The organism is Methylobacterium sp. J-090 (assembly GCF_022829345.1).
Lineage (GTDB): Bacteria > Pseudomonadota > Alphaproteobacteria > Rhizobiales > Beijerinckiaceae > Methylobacterium.
Window position 1 is genome coordinate 70868 of the sequence record NZ_JAKSXV010000075.1, and the last position, 21719, is coordinate 92586.

The window sequence follows — 21719 nt, forward strand, 5'->3', positions numbered from 1 at the left end:
GCCATGATCCGTACGCCGCGCTTCGTCCTCGCCGCCCTGCTGTCGGCCACCCTGATCTCCTCGCCCGCCCTGGCCAACGACAGCGCCGCCGAACTCGACGCCGGCGGCCTCGTCCTCGTGAAGGACCCCGACATCGCCCTGACGCGGGAGGACCTGCGCATCGGCCTCGACCGCATCACCGTGCGCTACGTCTTCCGCAATCGCTCGGGAAACCCGCGCACCGTGCGGGTGGCGTTCCCGCTGCCCCCCATCGATGGCGCCGAACTCGTCACCTCGGCCCAGAGCCTCCCCAACGAATCGAGCGCCAATTTCGTCGGCTTCACCGTGACGGCGGACGGCACGACTCTGACCCCGCAGCTCGAAGAGCGGGCCTTCCTCGGCACCCGGGAGGTCGGCGACCTCCTGCGCAAGCACGCCATCCCCCTCAACCCCATGCGGCGCGACGATCTCGGCAAGGCCCTGGCCAAGCTGACGCCGGCGGCGAAGGCCGAACTCGTGGCAGCCGGGCTCGTCCTGGCCGAGGAAGGGCCGGACGGGGGGCAGTGGCGCAGCGAGGCCAAGTTCCATTGGGAGCAGGTGTTTCCGGCGGGACGCGACCTCGTCATCGAGCACGCCTACCGGCCGGTGAAGGGCAGCCTCCTGATCGAACGGACCATCCTCGACGACCGTGCCTTCCGCGCCCGCCACTGTCTCGACGACGCGGGCGTCGCGGGCATCCGCCGTCTCCTCGCCGCCAAGGATCGGGAGACCAAGGGCCGGGACGCCACGATCCACGCCGTCGTGGTCCCCTACATCGTCACCACGGCGCGCAACTGGGCGGGCAGCATCGGCACCTTCGCGCTCACCATCGACAAGGGGACCCCCAAGACCCTGGTGAGCCTGTGCCGCAGTGGCATCGCCAAGACCGGACCGACCACCTTCGCCTTCACCGCCACGGACTACGTGCCCGATTCCGATCTGCGGGTGCTCTTCGTCTCCCCGGATGCGGAGGCCCTCGGCATCCGTTAGAGGAGGCCGGAACGCTTCCAGAAAGACGCGCGATGCAGAAAGACACGCGATGACCGACGCCGAGACCTTCGAACTCACCCTGGAGCGCATCGCGCTGATCCGCCGGATGGTGGTGGCCTGGAACCGCGAGGGCGCCGGCGCCCCCGTCGTCCATCCGGATGCGCCCTACGGCAGCACCGACCGGGACGGCGACATCTTCAACGTCACCGGCGACGACGACGGGGCCGACGAGGAGCATCGGGCGCTGGGCGACGGCCTGGCGGTGTTCTGCGCGAACGCCGTCCTGAAGCCGGGGCGCTACGCCTATCACAACACCCTGGCCAAGCTCGATCCGACGGATGTCGGCGACGTGTTTCGCGACGAGGCCACGGGCGAGACGCCCGAGCACGTCACCTTCGACGTCAGCGCCGAGCACATCGCCCTGGTGCAGGCGCTGAACGTGCTCTGGGATACGGCCCGCGACGTGCCGGCCATCGACGTGGCGCGCCCTTACGGCACCGCGTCCGAGCCGCCGACCCTGCACCACGAGATGCAGCCCGCCCTGCAGATCTTCTTGCGCTACGCCGACCTCGGGCCGGGGATGTTCCGGCGGGGTGGGGGCGGCTGGGTCGCGGCCTGAAGATCCAATGAAGACCCTCTCCCGCGGAGGGGAGAGGGTTCGCGTTCCTCAGGCGCCGAGCTTCTTCTTGCGCTGGGCGAGGGTGCGCAGGCGGAGCGCATTGAGCTTGATGAAGCCCGCCGCGTCGCGGTGGTCGTAGGCGACGGCGCCTTCCTCGAAGGTGACGAGATCCTGGTCGTAGAGCGAGTTCGGGCTGGTGCGGCCGATGACGTGGATGCCGCCCTTGTAGAGCTTCAGCCGGACCTCGCCGGTGACCATCTCCTGGCTCTTGTCGATGAGCGCCTGGAGCATCTCCCGCTCCGGCGAGAACCAGAAGCCGTTGTAGATCAGCTCCGCGTATTGCGGCATGATCTGGTCCTTCAGGTGCGCCGCGCCCCGGTCCAGGGTGATCGACTCGATGGCGCGGTGGGCCGGAAGCAGGATGGTGCCGCCCGGCGTCTCGTACATGCCCCGGCTCTTCATGCCGACGAAGCGGTTCTCGACGAGATCGAGGCGGCCGATGCCGTTGTCGTGGCCGAGCTGGTTGAGCTTGGCCAGCAGGGTCGCGGGCGACAGCGCCTCGCCGTCGATGGAGACGGCGTCGCCCTTCTCGAAGCCGATGGTGATGATCGTCGGCGTGTCGGGCGCCTCTTCCGGCGAGAGCGTGCGTGAGAAGACGTAGTCCGGCACCTCGTCGGCGGGGTCCTCCAGCACCTTGCCCTCGGAGGAGGCGTGCAGGAGGTTGGCGTCGACGGAGAACGGGCTCTCGCCGCGCTTGTCCTTGGCGATGGGGATCTGGTGAGCTTCAGCGAAGGCGATGAGTTGCTCACGGCTCTTCAGGTCCCATTCGCGCCACGGGGCGATCACGGTGACGTCGGGCTTCAGCGCATAATAGCCGAGCTCGAACCGGACCTGGTCGTTGCCCTTGCCGGTGGCGCCGTGACAGACGGCGTCGGCGCCGAGGCGCTCGGCGATCTCGATCTGCTTCTTGGCGATGAGCGGCCGGGCGATCGAGGTGCCGAGCAGGTACACCCCCTCGTAGACCGCGTTGGCGCGGAACATCGGGAAGACGTAGTCCCGCACGAATTCCTCGCGCAGGTCCTCGATGAAGATGTTCTCGGGCTTGATGCCGAGGAGTTCGGCCTTCGCCCGCGCGGGCTCCAGCTCCTCGCCCTGGCCGAGATCGGCCGTGAAGGTGATGACCTCGCAGCCGTAGGTGGTCTGCAGCCACTTGAGGATGATCGAGGTGTCGAGGCCGCCCGAATAGGCGAGCACGACCTTGTTGACGGGCTTCGGATTCGCGTCGGTCATCGGACTCGCTTCAGGTTGGAACGGGTATCGGAAGGGGCTGGTCGCGGCTTATCAGCGGACCGCCGATCGGTGCAACCGTCGTGCCGTGGGCGCGTTCGCTCCCCGTGGACACGGCTTCTGCGGCCTTGCCGGAACCACCGTGACGGGCGAAGCTCGTTCCCTCTCAAATCCCGGAGATTCGACGTATGCCGCGCCGGCCGACCCTCGAATTCTGGTACGAGTTCGCCTCCACCTACTCCTACCTCTCGGCCATGCGGATCGAAGCTCTGGCCGATGCCGCCGGGGTCGAGGTGCGCTGGCGGCCCTTCCTCGTCGGCCCGATCTTCGCTGCGCAGGGGTGGAACTCGTCGCCGTTCAACCTCTATCCCGCCAAGGGCCGGCACATGTGGCGGGACTTCGAGCGCGAGGCCGCCCGCCTCGGCCTTCCGCCGGTGACGCGCCCCGATCCGTTCCCGCAGAACAGCCTCAGCGCCACTCGGGCGGCCACCTACGGCATGGACCACGACTGGCTCGTGCCGTTCTCCAAGGCGGTCTACGCGGCCGAGTTCGCGCGGGGCCAGTCCATCGCCGAGCCGCCGGCGGTGGTCGCCCTCCTCAACGGCCTCGGCCTCGACGGGACGATCATCCTGAAACAGGCGGCGGCCGAGGCGAACAAGGGGCGTCTGCGCGTCAACGGCGAGGAGGCGCGCTCGCGCGGCATCTTCGGTGCGCCGACCTTCCTCACCGGCGATGGCGAATTGTTCTGGGGCAACGACCGCCTGGAACAGGCCCTGGCCTGGGCGGCGGGCGATCGTCCGGGAGCGATGCGCGAGTAGACGTTTCGTCCCGGCCCGAACGGGACTAGAAACCGGCCCGATCGTTCCTCGCTTCCGGGCCACCCCATGCGCTTCGACCGTCGGCACTTCCTCGCCTCCACCGCCGGCCTCGGCATCGGCCTCGCGGGCGCCGGCCGGGCCTTCGCCCAGGGCTACGGCCAAGCCTACAAGGTCGACAGCGACGAGGGCCGGCCCGTGGCCAACACCCGCCTGCCCGGCGAGATCGTCGGCGAGATCTCGGGGCTCAAGGGTGTGACCTATGTCGGACCGGCCGAGGCCGAGACGACCCTATACGAGTTCTTCGACTACAATTGCCCGTATTGCCGTAAGGCCGCCGCCGACATGGTCTCTCTGGCCGAGAGCGACCCGACCCTGCGGATCGGTCTGGTCAACAACCCGATCCTGTCGCCGCAATCGGCCCAGGCCGCCAAGGTGGCCCTCGCCGTCCAGCGCAAGCTCGGTTCGGCCGCCGCCTGGAGCCTCTACCGGACGCTGCTCGGGGGACGCGGCACCATCGACGGAACCGGCGCCCTCAAGGCGGCGGCCAAGCTCGGCGTACCGTCGGCCGAACTGGAGACCATCGGCGACAGCGAGGAGGTCCGCCTCGCCCTCAAGGCGCAGATGCGGATGGCGGCCGATCTCGGGCTGGCCGCGACCCCGTCCTACGTGCTCGGCAACACCGGACTCCTCGGCCATCCCGGCGCGAAATCCCTCGCGCGGATGATCGCCGCCACCCGGCGCTGCGACCGGATCGCCTGCTGAACCCGCCTCACCTTCGCCACCGTTTGGCGCGAGCGATGCCTCGGCGCACGATCGCACCGCACAAGCCGGCGCGTCCCCGTTCGGGTCGCGTTTCGCTCTTCGGCTGTCCCGCGCCAGCGCGGCCGTTCGTCTTGCGCCTCCACAACCCGCATGCTAGGCCCTCGCCGCGCCGGAAGGGCGGGTTTTTCCATGACTCGCGCAGACCGGCACGTTCCCAATCCTGACGGTTCCGCACGCCTGCGCCGGACACGGTACACGGCGGCCGGAACCCTAGGGCCGGATTGAAGAGAGAGCGGCGCGTGGCGCAGAACGGTTCCGAGGCGGCTTCTCCGGTTGCAGGCGTGGCAGCGCGCTACGCGTCGGCCTTGTTCGAGCTGGCGCGCGACGAGCGCGCCGTCGACGGCGTGGCCGAGAGCCTGGAGCGCTTCGGCGCCCTGCTCAGCGAGAGTGCGGACCTGCGCCGGCTCGTGCGCAGCCCGGTCTTCTCAGGCGCCGAGCAGGAGGCCGCCATCGGGGCGATCCTCGACAAGGCGGAGATCACGGGTCTCGGCGCGAACTTCATCCGTCTCGCCGCCGCCAACCGCCGCCTGTTCGCCCTGCCGGACATGATCCGCGCCTTCCGCGTCCTGGTGCGGGAATCGAAGGGCATCGTCCGCGCCGAGGTCAGCGTCGCCGAGCGTCCCTCGGATGCGGTGATCGAGGAGATCAAGGCCAGCCTGCGCGACGTCGCCCGCGCCGAGATCGACCTCGATCTCAGGATCGACCCGAGCCTGATCGGCGGCCTCGTCGTCAAGATCGGCAGCCGCATGGTCGACGCGTCCCTGCGGACCAAGCTCAACGGAATTCGCCTTGCGATGCGGGAAGCCCGGTAAGAACCCGCCAGGGTTCCCCCGCTCCCGTCCCAGACCCCATTCATAACGACAACGACAAGAGGCCCGACGATGGACATCCGCGCCGCCGAGATCTCCGCGATCCTGAAGGATCAGATCAAGAATTTCGGCCAGGAAGCCGAAGTCTCCGAGGTGGGTCAGGTTCTGTCCGTCGGTGACGGTATCGCCCGCGCCTACGGCCTCGACAGCGTCCAGGCCGGCGAGATGGTCGAGTTCGAGTCGGGCGTGCGCGGCATGGCCCTCAACCTCGAACAAGACAACGTCGGCATCGTGATCTTTGGGTCCGATCGCGACATCAAGGAAGGCCAGACCGTCAAGCGCACCGGCGCCATCGTCGACGTGCCCGTCGGCAAGGCGCTCCTCGGCCGCGTCGTCGACGCGCTGGGCAACCCCATCGACGGCAAGGGCCCCATCGCCACCACCGAGCGTCGCCGCGTCGACGTGAAGGCCCCGGGCATCATCCCGCGGAAATCCGTGCATGAGCCGATGGCCACCGGCCTCAAGGCCATCGACGCCCTGATCCCCGTCGGCCGCGGCCAGCGCGAGCTCATCATCGGCGATCGCCAGACCGGCAAGACCGCCATCGCCCTCGACACGATCCTCAACCAGAAGCCGGCCCATGCGGGCACCGACGAGAACGCCAAGCTCTACTGCGTCTACGTCGCCATCGGCCAGAAGCGCTCCACCGTCGCCCAGTTCGTGAAGTCCCTGGAAGACAACGGCGCGCTCGAATATTCCATCGTCATCGCCGCCACGGCCTCCGATGCCGCCCCGATGCAGTTCATCGCGCCGTTCGCCGGCTGCGCCATGGGCGAGTACTTCCGCGATAACGGCATGCACGCCGTGATCGTGTACGACGATCTCTCCAAGCAGGCCGTGGCCTACCGCCAGATGTCCCTGCTCCTGCGCCGCCCGCCGGGCCGCGAGGCCTATCCGGGCGACGTGTTCTACCTGCACTCGCGCCTGCTCGAGCGCGCCGCCAAGATGGGCGACGCCGCCGGCAACGGCTCGCTGACCGCCCTGCCGGTCATCGAGACCCAGGCCAACGACGTCTCGGCCTACATCCCCACCAACGTGATCTCGATCACCGACGGCCAGATCTTCCTCGAGACCGACCTGTTCTACCAGGGCATCCGCCCGGCGGTGAACGTCGGCCTCTCGGTCTCGCGCGTGGGCTCCTCGGCCCAGACGAAGGCGATGAAGAAGGTCGCCGGCAAGATCAAGGGCGAGCTCGCGCAGTACCGCGAGATGGCCGCCTTCGCGCAGTTCGGCTCGGACCTCGACGCCTCGACCCAGAAGCTCCTGAACCGAGGCTCGCGCCTCACCGAGCTCCTGAAGCAGCCGCAGTTCTCGCCGCTGAAGATGGAAGAGCAGGTCGCGGTGATCTATGCCGGCGTCAACGGCTACCTCGATGCCCTGCCGGTCTCGAAGGTCCGTCCGTTCGAGGACGCCCTGCTGTCGACCCTGCGCACCAAGCACGCCGATCTGCTGACCAAGATCCGCGACTCGAAGGATCTGTCGGACGACAGCGCCAAGACGCTCAAGGGCGTCGTCGAGGCCGTGGCCAAGTCGCTGGCCTAGTCGCTGGCCTGAAGGACCCTCGGCCGATCCGTTCGGACCGGCCGAACGTCAGTGCAAGAACGTCAGTCTCAGTGAGGCGCCCGGAAAGCCGGGCGCCCCTTCTTGAGCCGCAGCGGATGGATCTGGAAGTCACCCCATGGCGAGTTTGAAGGATCTGCGTAACCGCATCGCTTCGGTGAAGGGGACGCAGAAGATCACCAAGGCCATGCAGATGGTCGCCGCCGCGAAGCTCCGGCGCGCCCAGATGGCCGCCGAGAGCGCGCGTCCCTATGCCGAGAAGATGTCCCAGGTGCTCGGCAACCTCGCGGCCAACCTCGTCGGCGGCGTCCAGGGCCCGAAGCTTCTCTCCGGCACCGGCTCGGAGAAGACCCATCTGCTCATCGTCTGCACGGCCGATCGCGGCCTGTGCGGCGGCTTCAATTCGTCCATCGTGCGTCTCGCCCGTGAGCACATCCGCCGGCTGACGGCCGAGGGCAAGACGGTGAAGATCGTCACCGTCGGCAAGAAGGGCTACGACCTCCTGCGCCGCCAGTACCGCGATCAGATCATCGAGAACCGCGACCTGCGCGGCAACAAGCCGGTGGATTACGAGTTCGCCGCCGAGATCGCCGACAGCGTCATCGCCCGCTTCGAAGCCGGCGAGTTCGACGTGGCGACGTTGTTCTACTCGCGCTTCCGCTCCGTGATCGCCCAGGTGCCCACCGCCCAGAAGCTGATCCCGGCCGAGCTGCCCGAGACCGGCGCCACCGCCCCCGACGCGGCCCTGCAGTTCGAGCCGGACGAGGAGACGATCCTCGACACCCTGCTGCCGCGCAACCTCACGGTTCAGGTGTTCCGCGCGCTCCTCGAGAACGCCGCCTCCGAGCAGGGTGCCCGCACGGGTGCCATGGACTCCGCCACGCGCAACGCGGGCGAGATGATCAAGAAGCAGACGCAGATCTACAACCGCACGCGTCAGGCCATGATCACCAAGGAACTCATCGAAATCATCTCGGGCGCCGAGGCCCTCTAGGCCGCTCCGGCACCCGGACCGCAACATCGTCGAAGGACCCGTATCATGGCGAACACCGCTACCCCCGGCGCCGGCTCCAACAAGGTCGGCCGCATCACCCAGGTCATCGGCCCCGTGGTCGACGTTCACTTCGACGGCCACCTGCCCGAGATCCTGAACGCCCTCGAGACCAAGAACAACGGCAACCGCCTCGTCCTCGAAGTCGCCATGCAGCTCGGTGAGAGCACCGTGCGCTGCGTCGCCATGGACACCTCGGAAGGCCTCGTGCGCGGCCAGGAAGTCACCGACACCGGCGAGGCCATCAAGGTCCCGGTGGGCTTCAACACCCTCGGCCGCATCATGAACGTCATCGGCGAGCCGATCGACGAGGCCGGCCCGATCGTCTCCGAGACCCTGCGCGCCATCCACCAGCCGGCTCCGTCCTACGCCGAGCAGTCCACCGAGTCGCAGATCCTCGTCACCGGCATCAAGGTGGTCGATCTCCTCGCCCCCTACGCCAAGGGCGGCAAGATCGGCCTGTTCGGCGGCGCCGGCGTCGGCAAGACCGTGCTGATCATGGAGCTCATCAACAACATCGCCAAGGTGCACTCGGGCTACTCGGTGTTCGCCGGCGTCGGCGAGCGCACCCGCGAGGGCAACGATCTCTACCACGAGATGATCGAGTCCAAGGTCAACATGGACCCCAAGGAGAACAACGGCTCGGCCGAAGGCTCCAAGTGCGCCCTCGTCTACGGCCAGATGAACGAGTCCCCCGGCGCCCGCTCGCGCGTCGCGCTCACCGGCCTCACGATCGCCGAGGATTTCCGCGACCAGGGCCAGGACGTGCTGTTCTTCGTGGACAACATCTTCCGCTTCACCCAGGCCGGCTCGGAAGTGTCGGCGCTGCTCGGCCGCATCCCCTCCGCCGTGGGCTACCAGCCGACGCTCGCCACCGACATGGGCGCCCTGCAGGAGCGCATCACCACCACCACCAAGGGCTCGATCACCTCGGTGCAGGCCATCTACGTGCCGGCCGACGATCTGACCGACCCGGCGCCCGCCGCCTCGTTCGCCCACCTCGACGCCACGACCGTGCTGTCGCGCTCCATCGCCGAGAAGGGCATCTACCCGGCTGTGGATCCGCTGGACTCGACCTCGCGCATGCTCAACCCCGCCGTTCTGGGCGAGGAGCATTACGGCGTCGCCCGTCAGGTCCAGCAGACCCTGCAGCGCTACAAGGCTCTGCAGGACATCATCGCGATCCTGGGCATGGACGAGCTTTCGGAAGAGGATAAGCTCACCGTCGCCCGCGCCCGCAAGATCGAGCGCTTCTTCTCGCAGCCGTTCTCGGTGGCCGAGATCTTCACCGGCTCGCCCGGCATCCAGGTGCCGCTGGCCGACACCATCAAGGGCTTCAAGGGCCTCGTGAACGGCGACTACGACGATCTGCCGGAGGCGGCGTTCTACATGGTCGGCACCATCGAGGACGCCAAGGAGAAGGCCAAGAAGATCGCGGCGGCGGCCTGATCTTGAACACCAGGATCGGTCTTCTCCTCGTCGGCCTCCTGGTCGGTGGCCTCGTCGGGTATCTCACCCGGCCCCAGGCCGCCGAGATCAGAATCGGCGACTTTAGCCTCGAGGTTCAGGGGGACAAGCCGGCCGGTACGGGCGGCGGCTCCCTGACCACCGGCCAGATGCAGCATATCGGCATCTTCGGCGTCATCGGCGCGGCTCTGGGCCTCGGCGCCGGCTTCGTCGCCGGTCGCGGCCGGGCCTGAACCGTTCCACGGCGCACGGCCCCGGGCCGCGCGCCGTCTCTCAACGACAGACACCCCGAACCGGGATTCGCGACGTCATGGCCACCTTCCAGTTCGATTTCGTCGGTCCCGAGCGGACGGTGTATTCCGGCCCCATCGAGGCCGTGCAGCTGCCCGGCGTCGAGGGCGAGATGACCGTCCTGCCGGGGCACGCCCCCGTCCTGACCGCCCTCAAGGTCGGCGTCATCGTCATCAACGAGGCCGGGCACGCCGGCAAGCGCGTGCTCGTGCGCGGAGGCTTCGCCGATATCGGGCCGACCTCCGTCACCGTCATCGCCGAGCGGGCCAATCCGTTCGAGGAGATCACGCCGGAATCCCTCGACCGCGACATCGCCGCCATCGAGCTGCAGCGCGACGCGACCACGGATTTTGCCAAGAAGGACGAGCTCAACGGCCAGATCGTCCAGCTTCAGGATGCCAAGGTCGCCCTGGCGTTTTGATCCGGCGTCCGCTTGATCGAAGCGGTCGCAGGATCACGAAGCCCGCGCGGCGCTTGAGCGAAGCCCAAATCCGCCATCCCGAAGGGATCAACCGGATTTGGTACGAGGTTCAGTCCAGGGCGCGGGCGAGCAGGATCTTGCGTGCGCCCGCATCGGCCTGACAGCCGCCGGCGAGCCAGAGCGCGCGCGCACGGCTCAGACGCCGTCCGATCTCAGGCCCGGCCGGGATGCCCCTTGCCAGGAGATCGCCCCCGGTCAGGGGAAAGACCGGCACCGGCACTTCGCCCCGAACCATCCGACCGAGCAGATCGCGGGCCTCCGGCGTCGGATGCGGTCGGTCACCGCCGTCCAGAACAGCGAGGGCGAGCGCGAGGGCCCAGGCTCCGTGAACGGCCGTCAGGCTTCGCACCCCGAAACCGTCGATCTCGGCCGTGTCCTTCACAGCGGCGAGCGCCCTGGCATAGACCACGAGCCCGTTCTGTTCCGCCTTCGACAGGCGTAGCCGCAAGGCCAGCCGCTCCGCGTCGTCCACCGAGAACACCGCGAGGGCCGCCAACCGTGCGGTCTCGTCCCAGGGCGGCCGGGCCACCCGTTCGAACCGCCGGAGATCGCCGATCCCGCCGATGAGCCGGCCTAGAAGCCCCGTCTCGCTCAAGGTCGTCACCGCCGGCACCGCGCCGGTTGCGAGAAGCAGCTTCAGCAGCTCCGAACGCACCCGCTCGCGCGACAGGCCATCGAGGGCCGCCCGAGCCCTGATGCAGGCCGCCAAGCCTTCAGGGTCGGGTACCCCGGCGCCGTAGCGGGCCTGGAACCGGAAGAACCGCAGGATGCGCAGGGCATCCTCGCGGATGCGGGTCGCAGCCTCGCCGATGAAGCGGACGCGGCCGGCCGCGAGGTCCGCCATCCCCCCCGTCGTGTCGTGCAATTCCCCGGTCGCATCGACCGAGAGGGCGTTGATGGTGAAATCCCGCCGCTCCGCATCGAGGCCGAAGTCGCGGCCGAAGCGGACCACGGCGTGGCGCCCGTCGGTCTCGATGTCCTCGCGCAGGGTCGTGACCTCGAACGTCGCCCCCTCGGCCGTCAGCGTGACGGTACCGTGCTCGATCCCCGTGGGGATGCTGCGCAGGCCGGCGGCTCCGGCCCGGGCGATGACGGCGTCGGGCAGGAGGGTGGTGGCGAGATCGATGTCGTCGGAGGGATGGCCGAGGAGCGCGTCGCGCACGCAGCCGCCGACGAGGCGCGTGTGCTCGCCCGGCACGCTCAGCGCCGTCAGCACCCGGGCGAGGCCGGGCGTCGCGAGGAGACGGCGCGGTCCGTCGGGATCGAGGCGGTGCCCGCTCACTGGAAACGGCCCGGCACCACCACGCCGTTCTCCATGTGCGGCGGCACGTAGCCGCCGCGATGGCGCTCTCCGAACAGCCCCGTGGCCACGAGGGACAGGATCACCAGCACGATCCCCGCCAGGGTCAGGCGGAAGACCTTGCCCTCCCAGTGGGCATGGTGCCGGGGATGCCGCCCGCTGAGGGCGAGATACCCCGCGAACAGCAGGAACGGCAGGAGGAAGATCAGGACTTCCTCGACGAGCTTGCGGATCATGACACTCTCATTCGGGCCGGCGGCAAGGTGCCGGATCAGGGATAAAGGCGTTCGTGAAGGTTGTTCACGATGCCGGCCGTCACGCCCCAGATCCGATGGGCGCCGTAGGCGATCACATAGTAGCGCCGGGTGCGTCCCCGCCAGACCGCGCTCTCGATCCGCCGCCGGCCCCGGTCGAGGAGATAGGAGAGCGGCGCCTCGAAGGTCTCGGCGACCTCGTCGGGGTTGAGGCGCAGGGTGGCGCCCGGATCGACGAGGCCGAGCACGGGCGTCACCAGGAACCCCGTGGCCGAGAGGTAGGGGTCGAGATAACCGAGGGTCCGGATCGCGCCGGCCTCGAGGCCGATCTCCTCGCGGGCCTCCCGCAGGGCGGCGCCGGCCGGGGTCGCATCGCTGGGGTCGATCTTGCCGCCCGGAAACGCGATCTGGCCGGAATGGTCGCGCAGGTGCGCGGAGCGGACGGTGAAGACGACGCCGAGCCCATCGGGGCGCGGCACCACCGGCACCAGCACCGCCGCGCGCCGATGCGGCCCCGCCGGCACCACGTCGATGCCGTCGAGATCGTGGTCGCCGCGGGGGTTGGCCGTCGGGTCCCCCAGCCCGGGCGGCTCCGCGTCAAGATACAGGGCGGCGCGCCGGACGAGGTCGGCGACGGCGGCATCGCTCATGCGGCGCCGCTGGGCGCGATCCGGTGGAACGTGCCGCCGGCCGCGATGCCGAGCCAGCCGTCGCGCTCCTCGGCGAGCGCCACAAGGTCGTAGGTCAGGGCCCGGGTCACCAGAGCCCACAGGCCGCGCCGGACATGCACGTAAGGGCGCAGGCCCCCGGCCTCGTCCTCCTCGAACCGCAGAGCGTGGTCGGAATCCACCGCCACGAGGTCGTCGACGTTGGTGCGCAGCGCGATGCGGCGGCCGTCGCCATCGCCCTCCACCGCCATCTCGACGGCGACGAAGGCGGCGTCCTCCACGGTGATCCCGACGCTCTCCACCGGCGTCACCAGCACGACGCGGCCATCAGGCTCGCGCCGCAGGATCGAGGCGAACAGCTTGACGAGCGCCGGGCGCCGGATCGGCGCGCCGTCGTGAAACCACGTCCCATCGGCGGCGATGCGCATGTCGATGGCACCGCAATAGGGCGGGTTCCACTGATCGACGGGCGGAGGCCCGCGCCGGGGCAGGTCGCCGAGGGCGGCGCTCAGGCGGTCGATGGTCGGATCGGATTGCGTCGGCGTCATGCGGATCAAGATAGCGCCTGGGAACGGCTTGGGAACGCCCGGCCCCCCAATCGACGCGCCAACCCCCTGCGTCCGATTCGCGACCGGAAAAGCACTGTCAAACGCAAGGCGCGCGCCTGCGTCGTCGCGCCGACCTTGCCAGGGTGACGCAAACGGCGCCACACTCGCGGCTCACGGTCGCCGTGCGGCCGATCCCCATCCACCGCCATCGACCTGCAGACGTCGAAGATCTGCAGACGTCGAGGCGGACCGCGAGGACCGACACCGCATGACGCAAGGCTCCCAGCCGGCCACGACCCTCGACGACGGCATCGTCGCCACGGCGGAAGCGTGTCTCGGGGCCGTGGGCGGCGCGCGTGAGGCGGTTCACAAGGTCATCTTCGGCCAGGAACAGGTGGTCGATCTCTCGCTGATCACCATCCTCTCCGGCGGCCACGGCCTTCTCGTCGGCCTGCCCGGCCTCGCCAAGACCAAGCTGGTGGAGACGTTGGGCACCGTGCTCGGCCTCGACGGCCGCCGGGTCCAGTTCACCCCCGACCTGATGCCCTCGGACATCCTCGGCACCGAGATTTTGGACGAGGACGCCAACCGCCACCGCTCGTTCCGGTTCGTGAAGGGGCCGGTCTTCACCCAGCTCCTCATGGCCGACGAGATCAACCGCGCGAGCCCGCGGACCCAGTCGGCCCTGCTGCAGGCGATGCAGGAGCATTTCGTTTCCGTGGCCGGCGAGCGCCACGACCTGCCACGCCCCTTCCACGTGCTGGCGACCCAGAACCCCATCGAGCAGGAGGGCACCTACCCGCTGCCGGAGGCCCAGCTCGACCGGTTCCTCCTGGAGATCGACGTCGGCTACCCCGATCGCGCCGCCGAGCGCCGCATCCTCATCGAGACCACGGGTATCGACGACCACAAGCCCCAGGCGGTGATGACGACGGAGCAGCTCCTCACGGCCCAGCGCCTCGTGCGCCGCCTGCCCGTGGGCGACGCCGTGATCGATGCGATCCTCGACCTCGTGCGCTCGGCCCGCCCCGAGGGCGGCGACCCGTCCCTCAAGGGCAAGCTCCTGTGGGGACCCGGCCCCCGCGCCAGCCAGGCCCTGACCCTGGCGGTGCGCGCCCGCGCCCTCATCGAGGGCCGCGTCGCGCCCTCCATCGCCGACGTGAAGGCGTTGGCCGAACCCGTCCTCAAGCACCGCATGGCCCTGAGTTTTTCCGCGCGCGCCGACGGCGAGACCATTCCGGGTCTCATCGCCGGACTCGCGGCCAAGCTCTAGCCCATGGCCATGGCACCGACGCGGGTCCTTCCGGCCGAGGCCCGCGCGCCCGGGCGACGCGAGACCGAGAGCGCCCTCACCCTCGCCGAGCGGATGCCGCGTCTGATCCTCGAGGCGCGGCGCGTCTCGACGACCCTGGCCCACGGCCTGCACGGCCGCCGCCGGGCGGGGCCCGGCGAGAGCTTCTGGCAGTTCCGCCCCTTCGTTGCCGGCGAGGCCGCAGCGCGCATCGACTGGCGCCGCTCGGCCCGCGACGACCGGCTCTACGTGCGCGAGCGCGAATGGGAGGCGGCCCACAACATCTGGTTCTGGATCGACCGCTCCGCCTCCATGGGTTTCGCCTCGCACCTCGCCCAGGCCCCCAAGGTCGAGCGCGCCCTGGTGCTGGCCTTCGCCCTGGCCGACACTCTGGTGGAGGGCGGCGAGCGCACGGGGCTCCTAGGCCTCACCCGCGCCGTCACCTCGCGCCGGATCGTCGAGACCCTGGCCCAGGCCCTCGTCGGCGACCGGGCCGGCCTCACCCGCGACACGCCGCCCCGCGCCACGCCGGGCCGCTTCGACGAGGCGATCCTGATCAGCGATTTCCTGTCGCCCCTGCCCGAGGTGAAGGCGACCGTCGAGACCATCGCGGCGCACGGCACCCACGGCCACCTCGTCATGATCGTCGACCCCGTGGAGGAGACCTTCCCATTCTCGGGGCAAGCCGTCCTGCACGACCCCGAGACCGACCGCAGCCTCGCCATCGGCGATGCCGGGGCCTGGGGCGAGGCCTATCGCACGCGCATCGCCGGGCACCGGGCCGGCCTCTCCGAGATCGCCCGCGCCCAGGGCTGGACCCTGACCGTCCACCGCACCGACCGACCGGCCAGCGAAGCCGCCCTTCGCCTGCTCACCCTCGTCGCCGCCGCGCGCGGGACCGGCTGAGGATCGCCACCGTGCTCGGATTCCCCCTGACCTTCGCCGCACCCCTGGCGCTCGCCGCGCTCATCACCCTGCCGGCCCTGTGGTTCCTCCTGCGGGTGACGCCGCCGCGCCCGCGGCGCATCGATTTTCCGCCGTTGCGGATCATGGCCGATCTGCTGCCCAGGCGCGAGACGCCGGCCCGGACGCCGCCCTGGCTCCTGATCCTGCGCCTGCTGGTCGCCGCCTTCCTCATCCTCGCCGTCTCCGGCCCGGTCTGGAACCCGTCGGGCCTCGGCGGGGATGCGGGGCGCACGCCCCTCGTGGTGGTGATCGACAACGGGTTCACCGCCGCCCACGACTGGCGCGAGCGCCTGAGGGTCGCCGACGACGCCGTCGAGACCGCCGCCCGCGACGGACGCCCCGTCGCGCTGGTGGCCCTGGCCGAACCGGCCGCACCCATCGAGGCGCGGGCGCCGGCCGATGCGTTGGAGCGCCTGCGCGCCATCGCGCCCCGGCCGCACCTCGCCGAGCGCGGTGCGCATCTCCCCGCCCTCTCGGCATTCTTCGAGCGCACATCTGGCGCCGCCGTCCTCTGGATCAGCGATGGCGTGACGGGGCCGGGGGAGGAGCCCTTCGCCAAGGGCCTCGCCGACCTCGTAGGCAAGCATGGTACCACCCTCACCATCCTGAGGGCCGACCGTCCACCGGCCCTCGCCCTGTCGGCGGCCGAGTCCGGCGGACGCCTCACCGCCCACGTCCTGCGCGCGGCGGCCAACGGCCGCGATGGCGGAATCGTGCGCGCCCTCGACCAGAAGGGCCTGCCGCTCGCCGAGCACGACTTCACCTTCGCGGATGACGCCACCGAGACGGAGATCGCCTTCGACCTGCCGGTGGAACTGCGCAACGGCATCAGTAGGCTCGAAATCCTCGGCGAGCGCTCGGCCGGCGCCGTGACCCTGGTGGACGAGCGCGGCAAGCGCCGCCGCGTCGGCCTCGTCTTCGGCGGGACCAGCGATCAGGCCCAGCCGCTCCTGGCCCCGACCCACTACCTGTCCCGCGCCCTGGTGCCCTTCGCCGACGTGCAGGAGCCGCGCGGCGCCAAGGGCGTCGCCGAATCCGTCGCGCAGATGCTCGACGGGCAGGTCTCCGTCCTGGTGCTCGCCGATGTCGGCGCCCTCGACGCCGCCACCCTGGAGCGCGTCGAATCCTTCGTCGATGCGGGCGGCTTGCTCCTGCGTTTCGCCGGGCCGCGGCTCGCCGCCGGCAACGATCCCCTCGTGCCCGTACGCCTGCGCCGCGGCGGCCGGACGCTGGGCGGCACCCTGTCCTGGGACAGCCCGAAGACCCTGGCGACCTTCGCGCCCGAGAGCCCGTTCGCCGGCCTCGTCCCCCCGGCCGATATCGGCGTGCGCCGCCAGATCCTGGCCGAGCCCGACGGCGAGCTGCCGGGCCGCACCTGGGCCTCCCTGCAGGACGGCACGCCCATCGTGACGGCGCAGAAGCGGGGGCAGGGGCTCGTGGTTTTGTTCCACGTCACCGCCGACACCACGTGGTCGAACCTGCCCCTGTCGGGCCTGTTCATCGACATGCTGCGCCGCGTCGTCGCCCTGGCCGGAACCGGTGCCGCGCCCGTCGGCGACGTCGCCCGTCCCCCCGCCGCGGTGCTCGCTCCGCGCCTGACCCTCGACGGATTCGGGGCGCTCGGCACGCCGCCGGCCGGCGCCACCGCCGTACCGGCGGACTACGCCGAGCGCGGTTCGTTCGAGCATCCGCCCGGCTTCTACGGCCCCGCCGAGGGCGGCGTCGCCGTCAACGCCCTGACGGTGGCCGACCGCCTCAAGCCCCTCGACTTCGCTCCCCTGGCCGCCGCCCGCACGGGATCGCTCGCCGGCGCCGAGACCCTCGACCTACGCGCCACGCTCTTCTCCCTGGCCCTCATGCTCCTACTGCTCGATACCCTCGCGGGCCTCTGGCTCGGCGGCTTCTTCCGCCGCGTCGGCGGCCGGGCGGCCACGGCCGCCGCCGTGGTCCTCTGCCTCGCGGCCCCGAACCTCGTTCCGGCGCCGGCCCGGGCTCAGGCTCCGGCTCAAGCTCAGGCGGCCGGGCGACCGAACGGCTTCGACTCGGCGCTCGCCACCCGCCTCGCCTTCGTCGTCACCGGCGACGAGGCGGCGGATACGGCGAGCCGCGCCGGCCTCGCCGGCCTGACGCAGGTGCTCGCCAACCGCACGGCCCTGGAACCGGGCGACCCCATCGGCATCGATCCGGCCAAGGACGAACTCGCCTTCTATCCGCTGATCTACTGGCCCATCGTCGCCGGCCGGCCCCAACCGAGCGCCGTCGCGATCCGGCGCATCGACGCGTTCATGCGCAACGGCGGCACCGTCCTGTTCGACACCCGCGACGCGCTGACCGCCCGCCCCGGCGGACCGCCGACCCCGGAGGCCCTCTATCTCCGCACCATGCTCTCGACCCTCGAAGTCCCCGAACTGGAACCGATCCCGGCCGACCACGTGCTGACCAAGGCGTTCTATCTCGTGGATACGTTCCCCGGCCGCTACGCCACGGGCCAGACCTGGGTCGAGGCCCTGCCGCCGGCCGCCGAGGGCACCGAGCGCCGCCCGGCGCGGGCCGGCGACGGGGTGTCGCCCATCGTCATCACCGGCAACGATCTCGCCGCCGCCTGGGCGGTCGGCAAGCGCGGCGAGCCGCTCTACCCAATCGTCGGCGGCGAGGAGCGCCAACGCGAGATGGCGCTCCGCGGCGGGGTGAATTTCGTGATCTACACCCTGACCGGCAACTACAAGGCCGACCAGGTCCACGTGCCGGCCCTGCTGGAACGGCTGGGCCAATGAGGGGAACCGAAACAGGAATGCGGGAGGCCACACGCCGATGCTGAGCCTCAGCTTCACCCCCCTCGTGCCCTGGCCGGTGCTCATCGGCTTCGGCGTTCTCGTCGCGGTGTTCGCCGTGCTGGCGGTCCTGGCGCGCGGGCGTACGGCGGTTCTGCGCGCCTTGGCCCTCGGCTTGGTGCTGCTCGCCATCGCCAACCCGGCCCTGGTCCGGGAGGACCGCGAGCCGGTGAAGGACATCGTCGCCGTCGTGGTGGACCGCTCGGGCTCGCAGGGCCTCGGCGACCGACCGGCGATGACGGATGCCGTGCGGGCCGAGCTCCAGCGCCGCTTCGGTGCCCTGACGGGGATCGAGCCGCGCTTCGTCGACGTGCCCGACGCCAAGGACAGCGACGACGGCACCAAGCTCTTCACCGCCCTGTCGCAAGCGCTCGCCGACGTGCCGCCGGAACGGATGGCCGGCGTGGTGATGCTGACCGATGGCGTGGTGCACGACATCCCGGCCTCCGCGGCGGCGCTCGGCATCAAGGGGCCGCTTCACGTCCTCGTCACGGGCCATCCCGACGAGCGCGACCGCCAGATCAAGCTCATCGAGGCGCCGCGCTTCGGCATCGTCGGGCGCGATCTCACGATCCGCGCGGAGGTGATGGAGCGCGCCGGCACCGGTAACGCCGTCGTCACCGTGCGCCGGGACGGCGAGGAAGTGGGCCGGCGCGCCTTCCCCACGGGACGGCCGTTCTCGCTCACCATGCGGATCGAGCATGGCGGTCCGAACGTCGTCGAGATCGAGGTCGAGCCGCTGCCGGGCGAGCTCACGACGGTGAACAACCGCGCCGTCCTGCCCATCGAGGGCATCCGCGAAAAGCTCCGGGTGCTGCTGGTCTCGGGCGAGCCGCACCAGGGTGAGCGCACCTGGCGCAACCTGCTCAAATCCGACGCCAACGTCGATCTCGTCCACTTCACCATCCTGCGCCCGCCGGAGAAGCAGGACGGCACGCCGATCTCGGAGCTGTCGCTCATCGCCTTTCCGACGCGGGAGCTGTTCGTCCAGAAGATCAAGGATTTCGACCTGATCATCTTCGACCGCTACGCCAACCAGAGCGTGCTGCCCTCGGCCTATTTCGACAACATCGTCCGCTACGTCCGCGAGGGCGGGGCGCTGCTCATCGCGGCGGGGCCGGAATTCGCGGGCCAAGCGAGCCTGTCGCGCACCCGGCTCTCGGCGATCCTGCCGGGCGAGCCCAACGGGCGGGTGGTCGAGCAGCCCTACAAGGCCGCATTGACCGGCACCGGCACCCGCCATCCGGTGACCCGGGCGCTGCCCGGCTCGGAGGCCTCGCCGCCGGCCTGGGGCGACTGGCTGCGCATCGTCTCCGCCCAGGTGAAGCCCGGCATCCAGCCGATCCTTCAAGGGCCGAACGCCCTGCCGCTGCTGGCCCTGTCGCGCGAGGACAAGGGCCGCGTCGCGCTGCTGCTCTCGGACCATGCCTGGCTGTGGGCCCGGGGCTACCAGGAGGGCGGCCCCTACCTCGACCTGCTGCGGCGGCTGGGCCATTGGCTGATGAAGGAGCCGGCCCTCGAGGAGGAGGCCCTGCGCGCCCAGACCACGGGGCGCGGGCGCGAGGTCCGCGTCGAGCGCCAGACCATGGCCGACACCGTCGAGCCCGTCACGGTCACGGGACCCACGGGCACCGAGCGCAGCCTGACCCTGGGCCAAGCCGAGCCCGGCCTGTTCTCGGCGACCTTCGAGGCGGAGCAGCTCGGGCTGCACACCCTGCGCTCGGGCAGCCTCGTCGCCTTCGTCAGCGTCGGCCCGCCGAACCCGCGCGAACTCGCCGACGTGTTCAGCGACACCGAGCGCCTCAAGGCCCTGGCCGAGGCCACGGGCGGCTCGATCCGCCGCGTCGCCGAGGCCGGCGGCACGGTGGTGCCGCGCCTCCAGGCCGTGCGCGGCGGGCGGGCGAGCGGCGCCGACTGGATCGGCTTCCGCCCGAGCGACAGCGCCAACATTCGGGGTGTGGCGGTCTATCCTCTGGCCCTCGGCCTTTGGGCGTTGGCGGCCCTCGCGGCGGCGGTGCTCGCCATGTGGCTGGTGGAGGGGCGGCGCGGCCGGACGGCCTGACGCCCGTGGTGAGGGACGGGAAACCAAGTTCCGCCGCGGGGCGGTGCGGTTAAGGTCCGCTGAAGGGCGGGGATCGCATATTGCATACGATCGCCCAGCGTGCTCCGGACCGAACCCATGCCCCTGACCCTCATCGACACCGCCGCGCCCTCCCTGGCCGAGGCGGACAACATGCGGCTTTCGGAGCTTCTGGGCGCCCTGAGCCACGCCCTGGACCTGACCGAGGGCCAGCCCGTGGGTCACTGCGTCCGCGCCTGCTGGATCGGCGTGCATGTCGGCCGGACCCTGGGGTTGCCCGATCTTCAGCTGTGGGAGCTATACTACGCGATCCTGCTGAAGGATCTCGGCTGCTCGTCCAACGCCGCCCGGATCTGCCAGCTCTATCTGGCCGACGATCTCGCGTTCAAGCACGACTACAAGACTGTGAGCGACCGCCTGCCCCAGGTGCTCGGCTTCGTGTTCTCGCATACGGGCCTCAAGGCGGGACTGGCCGACCGTTTCCGCGCCATCCTCAACATCCTGCAGAACGGCGGCGAGATCGCCCAGGAACTCATCGAGACCCGCTGCCAGCGCGGCGCCGAGATCGCCCGGCAGATGCGGTTTCCCGAGGCCGTCTGCGGCGGCATCCTGGCCCTGGACGAGCACTGGAACGGGCAGGGCAAGCCCAACAAGCTGGCCGGCCCGGCGATCCCGCTCTACGCCCGCATCGCTCTCCTGGCGCAGATCGTGGACGTGTTCCACCGCTCGGCCGGCCGCGACGCGGCCATGGCGGAGATCCGCTCGCGCGCGGGCACGTGGTTCGACCCGCAGGTGGTGGCGGCCTTCGAGCACGTCGCCGGATCGGAAGCGTTCTGGACGGTCCTGGCGTCGGACGATGTCGAGGACGCTGTGTTCGCCCTCGAACCGGCCCAGCGCCAGATCGTGGTCGATGCGGATTACCTCGACGACATCGCCCGGGCGTTCGCGCAGATCATCGATTCGAAGAGTCCGTTCACCTCCGGCCATTCCGAGCGCGTCGCGGTCTATGCCGACCTCATCGCGGAGGAGCTCGGCTTCGATTCCGAGCGCCGTCGCTGGCTCAAGCGGGCCGCCCTCCTGCACGACATCGGCAAGCTCGGGGTCTCCAACGCCATCCTCGACAAGAACGGCAAGCTCGACGACGCGGAATGGGTGGCGATGCGCAACCACGCGGCGCTCTCCGAGAACATCCTCGGCCGGGTCATCGCGTTCCGGGACATGGCGCGCATCGGCGGCGGGCACCATGAGCGCCTCGACGGCAAAGGCTATCCCCGGGGCCTCGCGGGTGAGGCCATCTGCATCGAGACCCGCATCGTCTCGGTCTCGGACGTGTTCGACGCCCTCACGGCCAATCGCCCCTACCGGGCGGCGATGCCGATCCCGAAGGCCCTGGGGATCATGCGGGCCGAGGTCGGGGCGTCGTTCGACCCAAGGTGCTTCGCGGCCCTGGAACGGGCGCTGTCGAAGCTCGACGCGCTCCAGAACGCGGCCTGACCGCCTCGCCGGAA

20 protein-coding genes are annotated in these 21719 nt (G+C 70.4%); 15 read left to right on the top strand and 5 right to left on the bottom strand.

Going from position 1 to position 21719, the window contains the following annotated elements; genetic code table 11:
• Positions 1–3 precede the first annotated feature (3 nt).
• Together MKK49_RS11655 and MKK49_RS11660 are read left to right on the top strand one after the other, a co-directional pair.
• Positions 4–1008, top strand: a complete 1005-nt coding sequence (locus MKK49_RS11655) for a DUF4424 family protein (protein ID WP_244028485.1) — start codon at positions 4–6, stop codon at positions 1006–1008.
• A gap of 49 nt (positions 1009–1057) precedes the next feature.
• The gene (locus MKK49_RS11660) at positions 1058–1627 is read left to right on the top strand and encodes a hypothetical protein (RefSeq protein ID WP_244028487.1); all 570 of its coding nucleotides are present in this window, start codon (positions 1058–1060) and stop codon (positions 1625–1627) included.
• A 48-nt stretch (positions 1628–1675) separates the two neighbouring features.
• On the opposite strand, the gene MKK49_RS11665 is transcribed toward MKK49_RS11660, so the two are convergent.
• Complete coding sequence (locus MKK49_RS11665; protein ID WP_244028490.1) at positions 1676–2917, bottom strand: argininosuccinate synthase; 1242 nt, start codon at positions 2915–2917, stop codon at positions 1676–1678.
• A gap of 185 nt (positions 2918–3102) precedes the next feature.
• On the opposite strand from MKK49_RS11665, the gene MKK49_RS11670 reads away from it, so the two are divergent.
• From MKK49_RS11670 to atpC, 8 genes are all read left to right on the top strand, one after another.
• On the top strand, positions 3103–3732 hold the full coding sequence (locus tag MKK49_RS11670; RefSeq protein ID WP_244028493.1) for a 2-hydroxychromene-2-carboxylate isomerase: 630 nt from the start codon (positions 3103–3105) through the stop codon (positions 3730–3732).
• A 66-nt stretch (positions 3733–3798) separates the two neighbouring features.
• On the top strand, positions 3799–4494 hold the full coding sequence (locus MKK49_RS11675; RefSeq protein ID WP_244028495.1) for a DsbA family protein: 696 nt from the start codon (positions 3799–3801) through the stop codon (positions 4492–4494).
• 299 nt (positions 4495–4793) lie between these two features.
• Positions 4794–5366 (top strand): F0F1 ATP synthase subunit delta, encoded by a 573-nt coding sequence (locus MKK49_RS11680; protein ID WP_244028497.1) that lies wholly within the window; start codon positions 4794–4796, stop codon positions 5364–5366.
• 69 nt (positions 5367–5435) lie between these two features.
• On the top strand, positions 5436–6965 hold the full coding sequence (gene atpA, locus MKK49_RS11685) for a F0F1 ATP synthase subunit alpha (protein ID WP_244028499.1): 1530 nt from the start codon (positions 5436–5438) through the stop codon (positions 6963–6965).
• A 136-nt stretch (positions 6966–7101) separates the two neighbouring features.
• Entirely contained in the window at positions 7102–7977 is an 876-nt protein-coding gene (locus MKK49_RS11690; protein ID WP_244028501.1) for a F0F1 ATP synthase subunit gamma, read from the top strand.
• A 45-nt stretch (positions 7978–8022) separates the two neighbouring features.
• On the top strand, positions 8023–9483 hold the full coding sequence (atpD, locus tag MKK49_RS11695; RefSeq protein ID WP_244028503.1) for a F0F1 ATP synthase subunit beta: 1461 nt from the start codon (positions 8023–8025) through the stop codon (positions 9481–9483).
• Positions 9484–9485: 2 nt separating this feature from the next.
• A complete protein-coding gene (locus tag MKK49_RS11700) occupies positions 9486–9734 on the top strand; it encodes a hypothetical protein (RefSeq protein WP_244028505.1) in 249 nt (82 codons plus the stop codon).
• Positions 9735–9811: 77 nt separating this feature from the next.
• Complete coding sequence (gene atpC, locus MKK49_RS11705; RefSeq protein ID WP_244028507.1) at positions 9812–10213, top strand: ATP synthase F1 subunit epsilon; 402 nt, start codon at positions 9812–9814, stop codon at positions 10211–10213.
• 109 nt (positions 10214–10322) lie between these two features.
• On the opposite strand, the gene MKK49_RS11710 is transcribed toward atpC, so the two are convergent.
• Genes MKK49_RS11710 through MKK49_RS11725 form a run of 4 tightly spaced genes read right to left on the bottom strand, consistent with a single transcriptional unit; the run spans position 10323 to position 13043 of the window.
• The gene (locus tag MKK49_RS11710) at positions 10323–11555 is read right to left on the bottom strand and encodes a CCA tRNA nucleotidyltransferase (protein WP_244028509.1); all 1233 of its coding nucleotides are present in this window, start codon (positions 11553–11555) and stop codon (positions 10323–10325) included.
• On the bottom strand, positions 11552–11809 hold the full coding sequence (locus tag MKK49_RS11715) for a DUF6111 family protein (protein ID WP_244028511.1): 258 nt from the start codon (positions 11807–11809) through the stop codon (positions 11552–11554). Before MKK49_RS11715 ends, MKK49_RS11710 begins: the two co-directional genes overlap by 4 nt.
• A 35-nt stretch (positions 11810–11844) precedes the next feature.
• Positions 11845–12477, bottom strand: a complete 633-nt coding sequence (locus MKK49_RS11720) for a CoA pyrophosphatase (RefSeq protein ID WP_244028513.1) — start codon at positions 12475–12477, stop codon at positions 11845–11847.
• Entirely contained in the window at positions 12474–13043 is a 570-nt protein-coding gene (locus tag MKK49_RS11725; protein WP_244028515.1) for a DUF1285 domain-containing protein, read from the bottom strand. The genes MKK49_RS11720 and MKK49_RS11725 overlap by 4 nt, the downstream gene beginning before the upstream one ends.
• Before the next feature lie 268 nt (positions 13044–13311).
• Here MKK49_RS11725 and MKK49_RS11730 point away from each other — a divergent pair, with 268 nt between their 5' ends.
• The 5 genes from MKK49_RS11730 (at position 13312) to MKK49_RS11750 (ending at position 21705) form a co-directional block, all read left to right on the top strand.
• Positions 13312–14316, top strand: a complete 1005-nt coding sequence (locus tag MKK49_RS11730) for an AAA family ATPase (protein ID WP_244028517.1) — start codon at positions 13312–13314, stop codon at positions 14314–14316.
• 9 nt (positions 14317–14325) lie between these two features.
• The gene (locus MKK49_RS11735; RefSeq protein WP_244028781.1) at positions 14326–15240 is read left to right on the top strand and encodes a DUF58 domain-containing protein; all 915 of its coding nucleotides are present in this window, start codon (positions 14326–14328) and stop codon (positions 15238–15240) included.
• Between the two features lie 11 nt (positions 15241–15251).
• Entirely contained in the window at positions 15252–18074 is a 2823-nt protein-coding gene (locus MKK49_RS11740) for a DUF4159 domain-containing protein (protein WP_244028520.1), read from the top strand.
• Between the two features lie 37 nt (positions 18075–18111).
• The gene (locus MKK49_RS11745) at positions 18112–20193 is read left to right on the top strand and encodes a hypothetical protein (RefSeq protein ID WP_244028522.1); all 2082 of its coding nucleotides are present in this window, start codon (positions 18112–18114) and stop codon (positions 20191–20193) included.
• Between the two features lie 117 nt (positions 20194–20310).
• Positions 20311–21705: an HD-GYP domain-containing protein gene (locus MKK49_RS11750; protein ID WP_244028524.1), complete on the top strand. Its 1395-nt coding sequence runs from the start codon at positions 20311–20313 to the stop codon at positions 21703–21705.
• Positions 21706–21719: the final 14 nt, after the last annotated feature.

Coding starts and splice junctions, on each gene's coding strand:
- MKK49_RS11725 (WP_244028515.1), bottom strand. CDS start 13,043: ATGACGCCGACGCAATCCGATCCGACCATCGACCGCCTGAGCGCCGCC.
- MKK49_RS11720 (WP_244028513.1), bottom strand. CDS start 12,477: ATGAGCGATGCCGCCGTCGCCGACCTCGTCCGGCGCGCCGCCCTGTAT.
- MKK49_RS11730 (WP_244028517.1), top strand. CDS start 13,312: ATGACGCAAGGCTCCCAGCCGGCCACGACCCTCGACGACGGCATCGTC.
- MKK49_RS11660 (WP_244028487.1), top strand. CDS start 1,058: ATGACCGACGCCGAGACCTTCGAACTCACCCTGGAGCGCATCGCGCTG.
- MKK49_RS11750 (WP_244028524.1), top strand. CDS start 20,311: ATGCCCCTGACCCTCATCGACACCGCCGCGCCCTCCCTGGCCGAGGCG.
- MKK49_RS11670 (WP_244028493.1), top strand. CDS start 3,103: ATGCCGCGCCGGCCGACCCTCGAATTCTGGTACGAGTTCGCCTCCACC.
- MKK49_RS11665 (WP_244028490.1), bottom strand. CDS start 2,917: ATGACCGACGCGAATCCGAAGCCCGTCAACAAGGTCGTGCTCGCCTAT.
- MKK49_RS11745 (WP_244028522.1), top strand. CDS start 18,112: ATGCTGAGCCTCAGCTTCACCCCCCTCGTGCCCTGGCCGGTGCTCATC.
- MKK49_RS11715 (WP_244028511.1), bottom strand. CDS start 11,809: ATGATCCGCAAGCTCGTCGAGGAAGTCCTGATCTTCCTCCTGCCGTTC.
- MKK49_RS11690 (WP_244028501.1), top strand. CDS start 7,102: ATGGCGAGTTTGAAGGATCTGCGTAACCGCATCGCTTCGGTGAAGGGG.
- atpD (WP_244028503.1), top strand. CDS start 8,023: ATGGCGAACACCGCTACCCCCGGCGCCGGCTCCAACAAGGTCGGCCGC.
- MKK49_RS11735 (WP_244028781.1), top strand. CDS start 14,326: ATGGCACCGACGCGGGTCCTTCCGGCCGAGGCCCGCGCGCCCGGGCGA.
- atpA (WP_244028499.1), top strand. CDS start 5,436: ATGGACATCCGCGCCGCCGAGATCTCCGCGATCCTGAAGGATCAGATC.
- MKK49_RS11675 (WP_244028495.1), top strand. CDS start 3,799: ATGCGCTTCGACCGTCGGCACTTCCTCGCCTCCACCGCCGGCCTCGGC.
- atpC (WP_244028507.1), top strand. CDS start 9,812: ATGGCCACCTTCCAGTTCGATTTCGTCGGTCCCGAGCGGACGGTGTAT.
- MKK49_RS11655 (WP_244028485.1), top strand. CDS start 4: ATGATCCGTACGCCGCGCTTCGTCCTCGCCGCCCTGCTGTCGGCCACC.